Origin of the sequence: Streptomyces nitrosporeus (genome assembly GCF_008704555.1) — a bacterium.
GTDB lineage: Bacteria > Actinomycetota > Actinomycetes > Streptomycetales > Streptomycetaceae > Streptomyces > Streptomyces nitrosporeus.
This window is the reverse complement of the sequence record NZ_CP023702.1, coordinates 4,414,669-4,430,565: the sequence shown is the minus strand read 5'-3', so window position 1 is coordinate 4,430,565 and position 15,897 is coordinate 4,414,669. Positions and strand designations below refer to the sequence as shown.

The 15,897-nt window shown below is 69.0% G+C and carries 13 protein-coding genes and 1 pseudogene; 5 read left to right on the top strand and 9 right to left on the bottom strand.

Annotated features, from left to right (window positions below; all coding sequences use genetic code 11):
- Positions 1–127 precede the first annotated feature (127 nt).
- Together CP967_RS19680 and hemL are read right to left on the bottom strand one after the other, a co-directional pair.
- Positions 128–832 carry a histidine phosphatase family protein gene (locus tag CP967_RS19680; RefSeq protein ID WP_150489220.1) on the bottom strand — a complete coding sequence of 235 codons (705 nt, stop codon included), beginning with the start codon at positions 830–832 and terminating at the stop codon, positions 128–130.
- Positions 829–2,136, bottom strand: a complete 1,308-nt coding sequence (gene hemL, locus CP967_RS19675) for a glutamate-1-semialdehyde 2,1-aminomutase (protein ID WP_150489219.1) — start codon at positions 2,134–2,136, stop codon at positions 829–831. Before hemL ends, CP967_RS19680 begins: the two co-directional genes overlap by 4 nt.
- A gap of 294 nt (positions 2,137–2,430) precedes the next feature.
- Between hemL and CP967_RS19670 the strand changes: the two genes are divergently transcribed.
- Complete coding sequence (locus CP967_RS19670; protein ID WP_150489218.1) at positions 2,431–3,015, top strand: hypothetical protein; 585 nt, start codon at positions 2,431–2,433, stop codon at positions 3,013–3,015.
- Positions 3,016–3,063: 48 nt separating this feature from the next.
- On the opposite strand, the pseudogene CP967_RS34730 reads toward CP967_RS19670, so the two are convergent.
- The 7 genes and pseudogenes from CP967_RS34730 to CP967_RS19635 form a co-directional block, all read right to left on the bottom strand.
- Positions 3,064–3,309, bottom strand: a pseudogene (locus CP967_RS34730) (site-specific integrase); the annotation flags it as partial.
- 42 nt (positions 3,310–3,351) lie between these two features.
- Entirely contained in the window at positions 3,352–4,476 is a 1,125-nt protein-coding gene (locus CP967_RS19660) for a hypothetical protein (RefSeq protein WP_167535413.1), read from the bottom strand.
- Positions 4,477–4,561: 85 nt separating this feature from the next.
- Positions 4,562–6,640 carry a methyltransferase, FxLD system gene (fxlM, locus tag CP967_RS19655; RefSeq protein ID WP_150489217.1) on the bottom strand — a complete coding sequence of 693 codons (2,079 nt, stop codon included), beginning with the start codon at positions 6,638–6,640 and terminating at the stop codon, positions 4,562–4,564.
- A gap of 21 nt (positions 6,641–6,661) precedes the next feature.
- On the bottom strand, positions 6,662–7,957 hold the full coding sequence (locus CP967_RS19650; RefSeq protein ID WP_150489216.1) for a lanthionine synthetase C family protein: 1,296 nt from the start codon (positions 7,955–7,957) through the stop codon (positions 6,662–6,664).
- Entirely contained in the window at positions 7,924–10,878 is a 2,955-nt protein-coding gene (locus tag CP967_RS19645) for a lantibiotic dehydratase (RefSeq protein WP_150491949.1), read from the bottom strand. The genes CP967_RS19650 and CP967_RS19645 overlap by 34 nt, the downstream gene beginning before the upstream one ends.
- A 226-nt stretch (positions 10,879–11,104) precedes the next feature.
- A complete protein-coding gene (locus CP967_RS19640; protein ID WP_016825826.1) occupies positions 11,105–11,284 on the bottom strand; it encodes an FxLD family lanthipeptide in 180 nt (59 codons plus the stop codon).
- Between the two features lie 510 nt (positions 11,285–11,794).
- Positions 11,795–12,241 carry an ATP-binding protein gene (locus tag CP967_RS19635; protein ID WP_150489215.1) on the bottom strand — a complete coding sequence of 149 codons (447 nt, stop codon included), beginning with the start codon at positions 12,239–12,241 and terminating at the stop codon, positions 11,795–11,797.
- Between the two features lie 226 nt (positions 12,242–12,467).
- Between CP967_RS19635 and CP967_RS19630 the strand changes: the two genes are divergently transcribed.
- From CP967_RS19630 to CP967_RS19615, 4 genes are all read left to right on the top strand, one after another.
- Complete coding sequence (locus CP967_RS19630) at positions 12,468–13,751, top strand: NsdA family TPR-like regulatory protein (RefSeq protein WP_190175097.1); 1,284 nt, start codon at positions 12,468–12,470, stop codon at positions 13,749–13,751.
- The gene (locus CP967_RS19625; protein WP_150489213.1) at positions 13,748–14,317 is read left to right on the top strand and encodes a GNAT family N-acetyltransferase; all 570 of its coding nucleotides are present in this window, start codon (positions 13,748–13,750) and stop codon (positions 14,315–14,317) included. Before CP967_RS19630 ends, CP967_RS19625 begins: the two co-directional genes overlap by 4 nt.
- A 238-nt stretch (positions 14,318–14,555) precedes the next feature.
- Positions 14,556–15,185: a hypothetical protein gene (locus CP967_RS19620; protein WP_150489212.1), complete on the top strand. Its 630-nt coding sequence runs from the start codon at positions 14,556–14,558 to the stop codon at positions 15,183–15,185.
- Positions 15,186–15,508: 323 nt separating this feature from the next.
- Positions 15,509–15,889: a hypothetical protein gene (locus tag CP967_RS19615; RefSeq protein WP_150489211.1), complete on the top strand. Its 381-nt coding sequence runs from the start codon at positions 15,509–15,511 to the stop codon at positions 15,887–15,889.
- The last annotated feature ends 8 nt before the right edge of the window (positions 15,890–15,897 follow it).

The window sequence follows — 15,897 nt, the reverse complement described above, 5'->3', positions numbered from 1 at the left end:
GGCCAGGCAGGGTGTGCGGGCCGGACAGCCGCCGCGCGGCTCGGCGGGAGCCCCGGGCCGGTGGGAAACCCGGCCGGGCCCGTCCGTGCGGACGGGCCCGGTCCTCCGTGTCCGTGTGGACGCCGGTTCAGGCTCCGAACGCCTTGGACTTCCCCTTGACCGGCTTGGCGCCCGCCCGCAGGTGCGGCGGCACCAGGTCCCTGGCCGGCTCGGTGTAGCCGACGGAGACGATCTTGTCGCCCCGGTAGGTGAAGCTGGTCAGCGAAGCCAGCGTGCACTGCCGCTTGCGCGGGTCGTGCCACAGCCGGCGCCGCTCCACGAAGCTGCGCACGATCCAGATCGGCAGCTGGTGGCTGACGCAGACCGCCTCGTGTCCGCGCGCGGCGTCGCGTGCCGCGTCCAGCGCGCCCATCATGCGTACGACCTGCTCGATGTACGGCTCGCCCCAGGAGGGCTTGAAGGGGTTGGTCAGGTGCTTCCAGTTGTCCGGCTTGCGCAGGGCGCCGTCGCCGACGCCGAAGGTCTTGCCCTCGAAGACGTTGGCCGCCTCGATGAGGCGCTCGTCCACGGCCACCTCCAGACCGTGCGAGGCGGCCACGGGGGCGGCGGTCTCCTGGGCCCGCTCCAGCGGGGAGGCCACGACATGGGTGATGTCGCGCTTCTCCAGGTGCCCGGCGACCCGGTCGGCCATCTTCCGGCCGAGCTCGGAGAGGTGGTAACCGGAGCGACGGCCGTAGAGCACGCCCTCCGGGTTGTGCACCTCGCCGTGCCGCATCAGGTGGACGACGGTGATGTCCTGTCCCCTGTCCTCGCTCACGCTCTCCCCGCTCATGCCGTGGCCTCCGCCGCCGCCCGCGCGGCGGCCGGCAGCGCGGCGGCGACACGCTCGACGGCCCGGGCGTCGTGGGCCGTGGAGACGAACCAGGACTCGAAGGCGGACGGGGGCAGGTAGACGCCCTGCGCCAGCATCGAGTGGAAGAAGGCGGTGAAGCGGAAGGCTTCCTGCTTCTTCGCGTCCTCGTAGTCGCGGACCGGCCCGTCGGTGAAGAAGACGGAGAACATGTTGCTCGCCGCCGAGACGGTGTGCGCGACGCCCTCCTTGGTGAACGCCTCGCTCACCAGGGACCGGATCTCGGCGGAGACCGCGTCGACCTTGGCGTACGCCGCGTCGTCGAGCAGCCGCAGCTGGGCCAGGCCGGCGGCGGTGGCAACCGGGTTGCCGGAGAGGGTGCCCGCCTGGTAGACGGGGCCGGCGGGGGCCAGGTGCGCCATGACGTCGGCGCGCCCGCCGAACGCCGCGGCCGGGAAGCCGCCGCCCATGACCTTGCCGAAGGTCATCAGGTCGGGCCGGACCCCGTCGACGCCGTACCAGCCGGCCTTGGAGGTACGGAAACCCGTCATCACCTCGTCGGAGATGTACAGGGCGCCGTGCTGCGCGCAGATCTCCTTCAGCCCGGCGTTGAAGCCCTCGCCGGGCGGTACGACGCCCATGTTGCCCGGGGACGCCTCGGTGATCACACACGCGATCTCGCCGGGCTGCGCGGCGAACGCGGCCCGTACGGCGTCCAGGTCGTTGTACGGCAGCACGATCGTGTCACCGGCCTGGGCGCCGGTGACCCCGGGCGTGTCCGGCAGGCCGAAGGTGGCCACGCCGGAGCCGGCGGCGGCCAGCAGCGCGTCGACGTGTCCGTGGTAGCAGCCGGCGAACTTCACGACCTTCGCCCGTCCGGTGAACCCGCGGGCGAGCCGGATCGCGGACATGGTCGCCTCGGTGCCGGACGACACGAGCCGCACCTGCTCGACGGGCTCCACCCGGGCCACGATCTCCTCGGCGAGCGCGACCTCTCCCTCACCGGGCGTACCGAAGGAGGTACCGCGGGCGACCGCCTCCTGGACGGCGGCGAGGACCTCCGGGTGCGAGTGGCCGAGGATCATCGGCCCCCATGAGCACACGAGGTCGACGTACTCGCGGCCGTCGGCGTCGGTGAGGTACGGACCCGTACCGGACACCATGAACCGGGGCGTACCGCCCACGGCCCGGAAGGCACGCACGGGTGAGTTCACGCCACCGGGTGTCACGCGGGACGCGCGGTCGAACAGCGACTGTGAAACTGGGGCTTCGTATGAATACGCCACTTTGGTCCTGATCTGCGATTCGGGGGTTCGGGGGTCTGGCCGGTCCTTCCGGCCGCCGGTGAGCAGGGAGCGCACTCTCCCCGTATGAGGCTCGTACAACGAAAAGGCGTCAGTCTCCTCGCGTCTGCAAAACTGGGGCGTCATAGGGAAAGCTCACAGATGCCATGTTGTCAGAGGCGCGCACGGTCTTGCGGACAGGTGTTTCACCGCACGCACGTGGGGGAGGTCACTGACACGATGATCGGGTTGCGCGGCGGGGCTGTGTCTCCTAAGAAGTAGTCGGGTGGAAGAGATATGCATCGCGGTGGCGGAGTGGGCGAAGGGACCGACGACCTGGGTCCCGAGCCGGCCCGGCGGGGACGGCACCGGCGCGGGGCGGGACGCGGGCGGGACGCCCGGCCGGCCGATGCCCGCGCTCCGGAGATCAGGAGCGGTGGACGGGTGGGGGTGACCTACAGGTACTTCGGTGCCCCCGACGGCGCCACCGCCGCACGCGTGCCCATCTCCATGCGCCCGGAGGAGCTGGGCGGTGACGAGCTCGGCATGGGCGGCATGTTCAGCAAGATCAAGCCGGAGACGGTGGCGGCCATGGTCCTCACCGGGATACAGGGCATACCCCTGCACAGGGTCCCGCCCCTGGAGCTGGTGGTGCTCCACCCCGACTACGCGGTGGTCAAGCTGCCGATGACGGTGGTCGACCCGCTGCGGGACGTCGGCGAGGAGTCGGTCGGCGCGGCGGCCTTCATCTGGTCCACGGTCCCCGACCGCGGCGGCCCGCGTGACGCGTTCAACGTCTACCAACTGCTGCACGAGTGGCAGGACTTCTCCCACCGGCTGCACGACGCGGGGCATCAGGCGTACTGCCTGGTCTGGCCCTGAGCCCGGGGTTCCGGTGGGTTCGGGCGGGGCTTCCGGGTCCCGCTCTCGTTAGCGCCTGAGAGGGGCCGTCAGGCAGCCAGGGCACATTGGTTTCGCTTGGGGCACTGATGCGGCCTTCGGCAGCAGGTGGGTGTACGTCCGCAGCGTGAAGCCCGGGTCCGAGTGGCCGAGGTACTCGGATAGGGTTTTGATGCTCTCGCCCGCGTCCAGTAGCACGGAGGCGTAGGCGTGCCAGAGGGCGTGCATGCCGTCTTCCCGCGCCGCCTGCAGGTAGCGCGGGCCGCGCTGGCGGGGGAGGAACGGCTTGTCGGGCTCTGTGTGTCCATCAGGCTCACTTCACAGAGGCAGTGCGTTCGGGTCGGAGAGGCGTGCAAGGCTTTCCCGGATCACGCTGTCGCTGGCGCTCAATGCCGCTCTCAGTTCTGCTTGCAGCTGGTCCGGCATAGTCCCTGCCCCGATGGCGCAGGCACGTACCAGGGCGCGGCAATCCTGTTCTTGCCGATCGGTGGCGATCGCGACGAACAGAGGATGCGCCAGGTTCTCGCGGGCCGCGTAGCCGTCTTCGGCGTCCGTTGTCCTCCGGTGGAGATCCTCGACGATGCGGTGTGCAGCGGGCGCCTCGGCGGAGCCGATCGCGTCGAGGACGGTAAGGCCAAGCCGGATGTCGAAGACGGTTATCCCAGGTTCGGCCTGCCGCTCAAGACAGATGGCTGCCAGATCCCTCAGGTGGCTGTCGACGGGCTGCCTGGCGTCCCGCCGGGACAGGGCGGTCAGACAGGCCGTGACGGCTTGCTCCCACGGATCGCCGGGCATCGTCTCAGTGAGCAGAGCAGCGGCCCCTGCTGTGTCACTCACAACGAGGGCGGCAAGTACAGCGACCTGACGCCCGTCGAGCATCCGTTTCCCGACGCCATGGTGAGCTTCGATGTGTGCCAGGGCCTCGGCCCAACGTCCCTCGGTGGTGAGAGTGCGCGTGCCGTCGGCGAGGAGCACGCGCCACAGCCACGCGCGAACCTCGTGGCGGTCTTCGTCCGTCGCAGTGAGGTCCGCGGGCACGGTGACGCCCTCGAACCGAACAGACGTGCCTGCCTCGACGGCCCCATAGAGGTCGAGCAGTCGCCGACGGCCCTCATCTGCGCGGCCGGCGCGGATCTGGAGGCGGGCGAGGTTGACGACGGGCTCCAGCCCCCGGATCGCGGTCATGCCGGGTAGGGGGCAGGCGTGGAGGTAGGCGGCGGCATGCTGGTGACACATCTCGCGTGCGAGGTCGGGAAGGTCGAGATCGGAGGCGATGAGCGCAGCCTGGTTGTAGACGGAGGACGCCACCCCCTGATCGGTCTCCGCCATCGCGGTGTCGGCCAGGTCGACGAGCGCGCGCACGCGCTTCGGCAGGGGAAGGCAGGCGGGCCGGAATCGGGCGACGAGCGGAAAGTGCTGAGCTGTGGATCCGTGCGGGTCCATGGACTCCCCCAGGTGTGTGAAGACGGGTAAGCCACGGTGGCCGCCGGTTGCGCGCCGGCGGCCACCGCCCACTACGCGTGAAGTGTCAACTCCATTCGACGACGATGCGGTTCAGCGGGGTGTCGAGCGCGAAGAGGCCGGCTCGCTGCTCGATCGCGGGGGCATCGAGAGGCTGGATCTCGAACGTGGCTCCACGGCCCCGGTACCCCAGATCCCACGCGCGGATGGCCGCAGCGACCCTTGCGGCCAGTTCATCGCTGCCGGGACCGTGGCCGATGACCCCGAACTCCCACAGCTTGCCGCCCTCGGAGGTCTTCTTCTCCGACAGGCGCCGTGCGAGGTAGGTGACGGCGCCTTTGTCGACGGCTGCGGTCGAGGAGGGGTAGGGGTCCTCGGTGAGCAAAGTGCCCTTGGCGTCTTGCGGGAAGAGCATCCGGATCAGGCCGGAGGGAAGGGAACAGGTGAGGAACAGTTCCATCCACTCCGGCGACTCCATGGCGCGGACCGTCATGCCCGTCCACTCCTCGGTGCGCGGCTCGTGCAGGACGCCGTCGAGGGCCTCGGCGTCGATGGTCTGCCCGGCGGGGGCCTGGAGCCGTACGGTTCCGTCCGTGCTGAGCGGGATCACCCGGCGGTCGTCGTCGGCGATGCCCCGCCTGAGCGGCATGAAGGTGTTCATCTCGCTACCGAGGGACATCCACCGGCCATCGCGCTTCTCATAGGCGATGGACCGGGACACCGTGCCCTTGAGGCGCTGCGGGACGAGAAGCCGGCCCCCGGGAGCAAGCTGCTGCAACCAGGCGTGCGGCACGCCGTGCACGCCTACGGTGGCGATGATTCGGTCGTACGGCGCACCTTCCGCGTAGCCGAGGGCCCCGTCTCGGGTGACCGCCTCAACGTTGGTGGTTCCGGCGGCGGAGAGATGCGCGCGGGCGCCCTCTACGAGGTCGTCGTCGACATCGAGCGTGGTGACGTGCCCGCTCTCACCGACCAGATGGGCGAGCAGGCCGGCGTTGTAACCGGTGCCTGCGCCAAGTTCGAGGATGCGCTCGCCTTGCTGGGCGTCGAGCTGGTCCAGCATGAGGGCGACCACGCCCGGCTGGGAGGCGCAGGAGATCGAGCTGCCGTCGGTGTCGTACTTGATGTGCACCGGCGCGTTGGCGTATGCGTCTTCGAGCGGCACATCGGGCACGAACACGTGACGGGGCACGGTCCGCAACGCGGTCTCCACGCCGGGAGTGCGGGCGCTTCCGTCAGCCCGGAGCTGGTCCACCAGGGCGTTACGGAGGCGCGCGGCATCGGATGTCGGAGTGGCGATCGTGTCGGTGTTCACCCCTTTCACGCTATCGGCGTCGGTCGTCGACTCGGTCGGCGACGCGGTGTGGTCACTCGTTCCCATGACTGCCTCTCGTGCAATGTCGGACAGAGCGCTCTGGTCGTCCCTGACGAGACCGGCGCGGTTGGCGTGGAAGATGATGTGGTGGGCTATGACGGCTCGCAGGCCGCGTGTGAGGACGCCGCGGCAGGCGAGCGCGGCGAGCGCGGCACCGGCCCGTTCGAAGGCGGTCACCCACTCCTCGTGTGCGTGGAGTGGACCACCCTGGTTACAGAGGCTGTAGGCGTCAGCGGTCATGAGCTTCCGCATCGCCGGAACCAATTCAGCGGCTCTCTCGGAGCGCGCTGGGTCGGTGGGCGGCCGAAGAGCCGAGACCTTCGCCCATACGTCGCCCTGCTCGAACCAGTCGAGTCCGGCGCCGCGCATCATGGCGCTCGCCAGCAGGACCGCAGTCTCCTTGCGCCCCAAGTGGTCCGGGCTCGGCTGGTAGGTGAGCAGGTGGCGGGAGTCGCTGTGGAACAGTCCGTGGGCCGTGTCCATAGCGTCCGGACCGCCAAATGCCCCGGACTCGGGCTCGTAGACAGAGGGCAGCCATGACACGACCGCCCCGTCACCCACGAGATCGCTCAGCAGCGACTCAATGATCGGGGAGGGCTCGTCGGCGAGGTACCGCAGCGGCCAGGGCTGCTTGTTCATGAACCACCAGCCGGTGAGCTGCCCCTCGGTCTCGGCTGTGATCAGGGCGGGCCCGAGGCGTTCGTCGATGGCGTGCCGGGCGCTCTCGCGATCGATGAAGGTGATGTTGTGCTGCTGCCAGTCAGGGGGCATCGAAGTCCTTCGGTCGGTGAATCAGGCAATGAGCAGGCAGGAATCCCAGGCGGACTGGGGCGGTGCGGCGGTATCGGCAGCGAGAAGAGCCAGGGCTGTTCCGGCGGCTCCATCGAGCAGGCCGGGCCCCGCTCCGGTGCCACTGACAAGTGCCGTGGCCGCGCGTTCGAGGTCGTTGTCCACCGGGCAGATCGCGGCCAGAAGACCCGGGATCGCGGCTCGGAGTCGGCCGACGGTTGAGGGATGGGCGTCTGCGGCCGTGCGGACGGCGATGTGGGTGAGGCCGGCGAAGCCGTGGCACAGGCCGTGGTCCGTCATGGCTCCGAGCTGGTCCGGGTCGAAGAGGGCGGCGGCGAGCGCATTCTCCGCCGTGATCTGGCGTTCGGTGTCACCGGTAGCGAGCGCGGCGAGTTGCTGAGCGCGGGCGAGGCCGGCGGTTCCGTAACACCATGACGAACGCCGGAGTTCGGACGCGGCGCAGCGACCGGTACGTAGCTCGCTCCGGGTGATCCAGTACGGCCAGGTTGCTCCTCGGCCTGTCTCCTCCTGCCAGCGGTCGAGCCAGGCCAGGATGGTGTGCAGCGCTCTGAGGTGCCCGTTCGTAATGGTGCTCTTCCGGGCGGCGAGGGCCAGAAGCACGAGCACTCCGGCGATGCCGTGGGCCATGCCGGTGTTGGCATGTCCACCGGGGAATTGTTCGTCCGGTCTGCCCGAGGGCCCCATCGCAGTCCACCAACCCGGAAGGTCCTCGCCAGATTCCCAGATCGGTTCGATAAGGCGCACGCAGTAGTCGAGGACAGCGCGCACCATAGGACTGTCTGGGTTCCGGCGTAGAAGGTAAGCCCCGTATCCGGTCAGGCCCCGGATGGCGTCGAACTCGGCCAGTTGCGGAAGGCATCCGGCATCGATGCGGCGATGCGCTACGTCGAGACGGCGTCTGACGTCGAGCCCGATCTGCCGGTCCATCGAGTCCAAGGCGTGCTGGTAGGAGCCAGGAAGATGGTCGGCGGCGCAGGCAAGGGCGTGGGCGAAGGCGGGCACGCCGTAGAAGGGGTGGCTGTCGGGTCCACTCGTGAGGGATCCGTGGGACGCAGCAGCGAGCCAGCCGTGCGCATGCTGCCACGGTCCGAGGCCGTTCGCGGCCCGCTCGATGTGGAGAAGCGCGATCCCGGGCGGGCCGTAGGCGAGATGTTGCCGATGTGTCTGGAGAACGGAAGGCACCGTGCCGGGGTCGGCGAGCCTCACAGCAACGGCATCGACCAGGCCGAGCGTCGGGAGCCCGGTCACGCCGGCCTCTTGGCGGTGCGGGCAGTCCACGCCAGAGCAGCAGCGCGAGCCAGGTAGAGGCACACCTCTTCCTCGGGGAAGTTCACCGCGACGTGCCGCACGAAGTGGACGTGCAGAAGAGAGGTCAGGACGTCATCGACGGCGATGCCCTGGGTGTCCGGGCCGGGAAGGTGCAACCGGTACGCGGCGAGTGCCGCATCGCGCTCTGCCCAACCCGACACGATGGCGTCTCCGCCCTGGACCTCACGCAGGGCGGCCCAGTCGTCGGCTGGGTTCGCGAGCCGTACGGCCTCGCTGAACTGCGGGCGGGGAACGGACGCAGGCGCCGTCGGCGGGACGTGGTCGGTCAGCCAGCGCATCGCGGCCTCGGCACTGCCGAGGAACGCGGAGACGATGGCGACGGTGTGGGCCGCCACCAGCGTGCGTTGCGTCGGCCTCTGCGGCTCTGTGAGCTGGGCCAGAACGGCGCGCGAGTCTGCCCGAAACACATCCTCGGCCGCCTCCCAGGCAGCGCCGGAGCCCCAACGGCCCATTTCTCGATAAGAGGTGGCATAGCGCAGGTCTGCCAGCAGGCCGGCGTTGCGCAGGTCGTCGGCCCACGCGCTCACGGTGCGCGCCGTCTGAGCGAAAGTTCTACGGTCAGGGAGAGCGATGCGGACGCGGAGGTGCTGGTCCGGGTCACGGAAGCGGATGAACCACCACCGCGGGTTGCCCAGCCGTTCGATGAGTCCGGGGAGGTGTTGGGAAAGCAGGAGGTCCTGGCGGCGTGGATCTCCGTACAAGGCGGCGAGCAACACCGATGAAGCAGCGGGAGTCTGCCGTTGGGCCGACGAGAGGGCGCGAGCCGCAGTGGGAACAGGCAGGGGCGGCCAGGACGGCGGCCGGGTCGCTTTGAGCGGCACCACGATCTCGTGGGCTCGCCCGCCGCACCAGCCGTTCGCTTCTGGTTCCGGGGCCTCAGTGAGCACGGCCTGGTGAGCGCGGTCGAGGTGTCGGAGCAGGAGCGTCCGGTGGCCGCCTTCGTCGAGGTCGAGGAAGAGACGCCGGTCGTTTTCCACAAGAAGCACGCGGCGAGGCAATCCCCGCTGTGCCCGCCATTCGGAGAGCGCGGTGTCCCACTCAGCACGAGGACGAGCACGGCCGGGTAATTCGGACGCCTCCAGACGCCAGCGCGCCGGGGTCAGCACCGTACGCCCGTACCGCAGGCGCGGCAGGAACGGCATCGCTGCTGCGACGCCCCAGTCAAAGGCGGTGACCTGCGCGCACTGGGCACGGGACAGTTCAGTGAGGAAGCGTGCCAACGGCGGAGTGTGCGTGTGCAGGTTCAGCGCGTTCATGCCGACGGCCTCGACGCGGTGCCCCCGTTCCGGAGCGGCCAGGTACATGCGGCGGCCATCGCACCCCACGGCCAGGTCCTTCGGGGTGAGAACGGTGTCTTTCGGTGCGCAGTGCTCTTGGAGGCTGATCAAGGTAGGCAGGACCTGCGGGGCGCGGGTGACATGAGCGCTCTCCGGGAGCAGCGGCGGGAAGGAGAGCTGGGCGGGCACGGTGTCGCTGTCCGCAGCCGGAAGACCGGCCAGCTCCGTGGCCAGGGCCTGACGCTCGGAGGGCGCCAATACGTCGAGGAACCGGCCTGTCGAGACGCCGGCCCCGCGCGACACGCTCACGACCTCCAGCTGGAATCGTCCGCGCTGCAAGTCCTCCAGACTGGCGGCGTGCACTCGCACCCCTACCTCCAGGTGCGGCGGCAGTCGTGGCTCGTCGGGCCCCACGTCCAGGACGTCGATCTGTCCGTCAGTGAGTACGACCTCGTCGCGGCGGTCGAGCGCAGCACCCTGCGCCAGGCGTACGAGGGCGTCATCCCGAGCGGAGACGCGGGGCCGACGCGAACCGTCAGGACTGCCCGGGTAGCCGTCGGGGTAGCCAGTCCCGCTGTCCGCGACGACCTCCGCGAGCGGGACCATCGTGCCGATGCCGTACCGCTCGTAGAAGCGCTGGTGGTAGGCGTTCCACGCGGCTGTCCCGTACGGGCGGGTGCTCACCCGGGTCAGGGTGAAGGCGGCGTGCTCGATCTCCCGAGCCACTTCCTCCGGTAGGACGAGCCGCGCATCCAACCGCAGGTCAAGCGCAACAGGGTGTCGCCGCAGGCCGGGCACGAGGGCCCGCATCCGCGCTGCGGTGCTGTCCCGGCCGCCGCGCGTGGCGCACTCCTTCAAGCCCATTCGGACCGCGTGCAGCTCGCGTGCCGTCTCCGCTACCGACGCAAGGTTGTCGACGTCGATCGTGTCGAGTTGGTCGAGCAGATACCCGAGGGCGTCGGTCTCGGTACTTGGAGCGTGCAGGCTCGTGATGAGCACTCGCCTCCGGACCAGCTCCGCAAGCAGACGGTGCACCTTCTCCGTATCGGCCTCGGGGAACTCCGCCCGGAGCCTCTCCGTGAGAGCTCCGCAGCGAATCGGCGTCCGGGCCTCGGCGAGGACCGCACGCACCGGCTCTGTCAGAGCCAGGGATGCCTCGACCGCGCGCATCCGGTCGTCATTCGGATCGGGTTGGAACGGCACGATGAGCCGGTCCCCCCGGCTCATCACCGTGTTGTTGACGACGACGGGCAGCTGGTCGAGGAGTTCCGGGCAGGACTCGAGCCGTTCGACCACAGCGGTGAGCCACTCCGCACCCGCGCGGCCCACAGCCACGTGAGCCTTGCCCCACTCCGCACGTGCCCGCGAGCCGAAAGCCACAGTAGCCACTCCGGCGAACAGGCCGAAGGGCGTGGCCCGGTGCTGGGCCCGCAGAAGGTAACGGGACACCGACAGCGCCGCGCGCCGTATGTCTCGAAGGGGAGGATTCTCGGTCGTACACACGACCCGCACCTGCATGGCCAAGGCTGGGCTGGAGTGCTCCACGGCGCCGGCGATGTGCTGGTCCGCCCAGACCGCGCGAAGCCACGTCACGCAGGCAGAGGAGCCGTCGGAAGAGTGGTCATCCGGGTCAGGGCACGGAGGAACCGGCAGAAACAGTCGGGCCACGGCGCGCACGAGAGCGGTGGAACCGGCCCGGAACACTGTGGGTTGAGCAACCATCGATGACCTCCATGGGCGAAGGTATGGGCGGCTGGTGCCGCCGCGCGGGAGCGCGACGGCACCAGACCGAAGGTGACCTGGGGCTTCAATTCAGGCGTCAGGCGACGTTGGTGGTGCAGGCGCCGCAGGTGGAACCGCAGTTGTCGTCGGTCAGGTTGACCAGACCTGCCGGGTCGGCGATCTCCACGAGCGAGACATCCAGGTCGAAGCCGTCTGATGCACCCGGAATCTGCGGTCGTACTTCGGTACGGCTGGGCACCACGGTGCTGCGCGTCATGCTGCACTCCTCTTCATCGTTGGTTGTTACTGAGCTGGGCTGGAATGCCCACCAGGAGCCGCCAGAAGAGCGATGCCGAACGGCTGGCCCTCGGACCAGCTCCTGGCCGCCCGGCACGAGGGGGCGCGGCCCGCACAGAAAGCGCTGGCCGGACCGCCCGCTCACGCTGGGAAGTCATGTACGAGGGGCGGATCGAGCGGAGGCCCGTCAATGCCCCATGAGGTAGGTGAGGGCCTGTGCCTTGAGACGATCAAGGCACAGCTCACATGCGTAGAAGGGGCGTGCTGCCCGTCCCGCTGAACCGGGCCGAGCCAGATCACCCGCACTCCGGTCCGTTCGCAGCCGAGCCGGCAGTCACCGGTGATCCACGATGAATTCATCGAGGAACGGACCTCCCCTCAGCTGACCGATACGGCCGATCCGGCAGCCTGGTATCTGGCGGTGTCGGCCCAGAGCTGAAAGGGCGGGCGGGCAGGGCCCAGAAGAAGCGAGGGCATCGCGTCCGGGCCCTCACCCGTCGCCCTCGGTATGGAGTTCGGCCCAGACCTCTTTGCCCCGCAGACGTCCGCCTGCACTCTGAAGGTCACAGCCCCAGCGGTCGGCCACAGCTTCGACGAGGAACAGCCCGCGACCTGATTCGTCCTCCTCGCCCGCGTGGCTCAGCTCCGGCAGACGCGACGGTTCCTCGTCCACGATCCCTACGCGTACCCGTGTCGCAGTTGGCCGCCCGACAACGAGACGGACCTCGGGGCAAGGGGTATGCCTGGCGGCATTCGCGATCAGCTCAGTGACGATCAGCTCGGCGCGGTCAGCGAGGACATCGAGGTGCCACATCCCGAGAACCCCCCGGACGAGCCTGCGTCCGGTCTCGGCCGTGGACGGCACGCACGGGAAGACCTCGCTGTACGTGGGGTGGCTGGCGAGGACCGTCTCAACCGCTTTCTTCAGAATCGGCATGGGATGGAGCCTTCGTGTCGTCTCGGCGCTCGCTCCACCCCTTGTGGCTTTTCAGGGGCGGACCGAGCCGTCAACAGCCGCTCGCGGGGAGTGGCTGACACCCAGATAACTCCGTTGCCTGGAGGGCCGGTTAGGGCGTTCAGGTGCCCGTCCGGCGGGCTGTCCTAGGACGTTTTGACCTGCTCTTTACCTGGTGGGCAGGGAGCGCGCGGGCTACCGTGCCCGCATGGACGCGATCCGCAACACCGTCCTTGAGGCGTGGATGACCGAGCACGGATACAGCTCAAACAGCCTGGCCGACGCCGTGAACAGAGCTGTTGAACAGCTGACGGGACGCGTAGGCGGGCTCGACGGGTCATCGGTCCGGGCGTGGAAAGCGGGCCGAGTCACCTGGCCGAAGTCAGCAACACGTACCGCACTTGAGGTCATCACCGGATTACCCGCCGTCGCCTTAGGGTTCGTGCCACGGGGCCGGCCTTCGCCCACCCCAGCGCCATCGCAGCAGGAGGAGCCCGACATGAAGCGCCGTACCCTCGTCGGCGGCATCGCAGCTGCGGCTGCCGCAGCAGCAACCCCAGGGACCGCGTCACCGCGCCGAATCGGCATGAGCGACGTCAACCGGCTGAACAAGCGCTTCGCCGAGATCATCGCCAGCGACCACCGCCACGGCGGGCAACCTGGCATCGAGGAGCGGGCCGCCGCGCTCGCCGACGAGGCGCTCAACCTCCAGAACGCCGGCAGTGCCACGCAGCGGGTTCGCAGCAGTCTCTACGCCTCCGGAGCCGCATTCCGCTCGTCTGCGATGTGGGCCGCCATCGACGGCCGGCGCTACGACGTCGCGAAGGCGCACATGCGCGAAGCCCAGGCCCTCGCCGAGATGTCGGGGGACCAAGCAATCAAGTTCCGTATCTGGAGTCACGCGGGCACCATGTACCGCCACATGGGTCGCCCCGCCGACGCATGCGCCGCCAACGATGTCGCCCGCAACCTGCACCTCACCCGTCGCGACCCGCTGTTCGCGTCCCTCGGCCTGGCCCGCCAAGGCGCCATCCACGGTACGGCCCAGAACCGGACCGATACACGTCGCGCATTCGAGCAGGCGCAGGACGCCATGCTGCGCGCCGATCCAGCCGACCACCGGCCGGTCTGGTTGCTCGCCTTCTACGACCAGGCCGAACTGGACTCCTTGGCCCTCTCTGCGTACCTGGCGCTCGGCGACTACCCAACCGCCGAGTACCACGCCCACCGCTGCCTGTCCTCGCTCCGGCCCCACATGGTCAGGTCCCGGGCCATCACCACGACCCGTCTCGCACACGCCCTGCTCGCCCAGGGCGCCGCCGAGGCCGCAACAGCCACCGCGATGAAGGTCCCCGCAGACGCCGCCACCCGCCACGCCCGCGTGTCTCGCATGCTCCAAGAGTTCGGGGCCGCGCTCCGCGCGACCGCCCCGCGAAGCGCCACCGTCCAGACCTGGACCGAGCACACCACCACCTGGAGGACGGCCGCATGACCACGGCACCCGCCACCGAGCTGCGCACCTTCACCACCTTGGACACCATCCGCGGCGACCTCCTCGACGTGTACGCCGAGGTACGCGCCCCGTTGCTCCACCTGCCGAACTACGCGGTGACCGCATTCGGCGAACGCATCGACCGGCACTCCGCCGAACCAGGTTTTACGGCCGTCCTCGCGTACGCGGCCGGCCAACCGGTCGGCTACGCGTACAGCAACACCATCGAGCACGGGGACCGCTACTGGCAGCGCACCAGCCCGGCGCCGGCGGAGAAGTACACGAAGCGCCCGGCCACGGCTCTGAAGGAGATCGGCGTGCACCCGGCCTGGCGCAAGACCGGCACGGCCCGCCGCATCCACGACGCCCTCCTCGCCACCCGCGACGAGCCGCACGTCACGCTCATGGTCAACCGGGCCGCCGGCGACGGAAAGGTCCACGCGCTCTACAAGTCGTGGGGTTACGAGGACATCGGGCAGAGCCAGCCATCGCCAGCCTCACCTGTGCTTACCGTCATGATCCACACCAACCGTCGACCACCGCGGAGGTTGGGAATGGCGGAGTAGGCGGCGGCAGTGTCGGGCGGCATTGTCAGTGCTCCGTGCGACCGTAATCGCACTTGGGTTATGGGACGGCCATGGCTCCATGCACGCCCGCCCCATCCACCGGCATAGCGCCGACCACAAAGGGAATGTCAAAGCAATGCGGTTCGACACGCTGTTCATTCGCCGTCTCACGTCGTCGAATAGTGAACGGAGGACGAGGACGGAGACACGGTGGGGGGTTCCCGGTCCACGCAGGACGATGGACGATTCTCCGTCCGGCGGGTCTCCGATCAGCGCAGCTGTCGGCGAGTTGGAAGTCCCTCTGCCGACCGCGGGGTTCGACGAGCGGGTAGATCTGGTCTTTCGGGCCCCGAAGCGTGGGCGTGATCAGTTGCTCGCCAAGGGGTTGTGTGAGCAACAAGGTTGGGCCATCCGACCGGCCGATGAGCAGGAAGATCCCGGACGACCGGACGACCAAATTACATACGTCGTAGAGGTGCGGCTCCCCGGCTCGCGCAGGGGCGCTGAAACCGGTGCCCGCCAGCGTCTGCTGGAGGTTGTGGGCAAGCACGTGTCCGTAACCATCGTGGGAGGCTCTCTCGTCCGTGCCGAGGCGTCTGACCCGATGGTGACTTGGCGCGTCTTTCGGGAGTCCAGCTGGCGAAACAGGCGGGGCCTCGGCTGGTTGGCCTCGCTGCGTACCCAGTCAGGGCTCGCCGACGAGCAGCGCACCATCGGTGTTGCTCCATCCGTCGAAGAAGCGGAGGTCCGCGAGCTACTTGGGCGACAGCGGCTCGGAGGCTTCGAGTTTGATGAGTCGCGCCACGGCGTGCGCAAAAGCGTGGGGCCCAAGGCCAATGAGACGGATGAGGACGAAAGTCCCTGGTAGCTCGGCCGGGCCTTCCCCCGTTGTGGTCTGTACCTTGAGGCTGCTGGTTCGCCGTTCGCCAGACCTGGATCAGCAGGCACGCCGTCGGCCTGCTTACCGTGCTCGTCCTGCCCCTGCCGTGGGTCCTGCCGTTCGTCGGCTCTTTCTTGCAGTTCCTGTACGTGGAGGATGCTTTCGGAATCCCCGCTGACTCGGTCTCCGCCCCCGTCTATTGGACCGGTGCAGCTGCACTGCTCCCTACTCTCGGCTGCTTGGGGCTACTCCTGCCGCCTCTGGCTCTCTACGGCTGGGCTCGCCTTTTCCACTGGGCCTGGGAGAAGAGCATGGTGAGCGTCGTGTCCACTGTTGCCGCAGTCGTGCTCGTCGTCACTGGAGGAGTCGCGTTCATGAGCCGGACCTCCGATGCGGCCCACCGCGCGGCCCGTGACGTAGTGAACGCGACTGCACCGGATTCCTACTTCGGCATCCAGGGAGTGCGGATCTGCGTACAGCCGCTCAAAGGCAAGCTCTCCGTGCACAATGGACCACTCCCGACCGATCGTCCGCTGCTCGCTTTCAGCACGGAGGGCGATGTCCTCTACCTATGGGACCCGGTGCGCGTCCGGGAACATGGCGGACCCGATCCCGTAATGTCGGTGCGCTCGGCAGAGGTCTCGACATACGCAGTGAGCGACGGTCAGAGCCGCTGTCCGGAGCAGCCATGAGGCGCGAC

Excerpts from the sequence above, each read along its gene's own strand:
- fxlM (WP_150489217.1), bottom strand. The coding sequence starts at position 6,640 with ATGCCCCCTGACTGGCAGCAGCACAACATCACCTTCATCGATCGCGAG.
- CP967_RS19615 (WP_150489211.1), top strand. The coding sequence starts at position 15,509 with ATGGTGAGCGTCGTGTCCACTGTTGCCGCAGTCGTGCTCGTCGTCACT.
- CP967_RS19660 (WP_167535413.1), bottom strand. The coding sequence starts at position 4,476 with ATGGACCCGCACGGATCCACAGCTCAGCACTTTCCGCTCGTCGCCCGA.
- CP967_RS19680 (WP_150489220.1), bottom strand. The coding sequence starts at position 832 with ATGAGCGGGGAGAGCGTGAGCGAGGACAGGGGACAGGACATCACCGTC.
- CP967_RS19620 (WP_150489212.1), top strand. The coding sequence starts at position 14,556 with ATGGACGATTCTCCGTCCGGCGGGTCTCCGATCAGCGCAGCTGTCGGC.
- CP967_RS19670 (WP_150489218.1), top strand. The coding sequence starts at position 2,431 with ATGCATCGCGGTGGCGGAGTGGGCGAAGGGACCGACGACCTGGGTCCC.
- CP967_RS19640 (WP_016825826.1), bottom strand. The coding sequence starts at position 11,284 with ATGACGCGCAGCACCGTGGTGCCCAGCCGTACCGAAGTACGACCGCAG.
- CP967_RS19625 (WP_150489213.1), top strand. The coding sequence starts at position 13,748 with ATGACCACGGCACCCGCCACCGAGCTGCGCACCTTCACCACCTTGGAC.
- CP967_RS19635 (WP_150489215.1), bottom strand. The coding sequence starts at position 12,241 with ATGCCGATTCTGAAGAAAGCGGTTGAGACGGTCCTCGCCAGCCACCCC.
- CP967_RS19630 (WP_190175097.1), top strand. The coding sequence starts at position 12,468 with ATGGACGCGATCCGCAACACCGTCCTTGAGGCGTGGATGACCGAGCAC.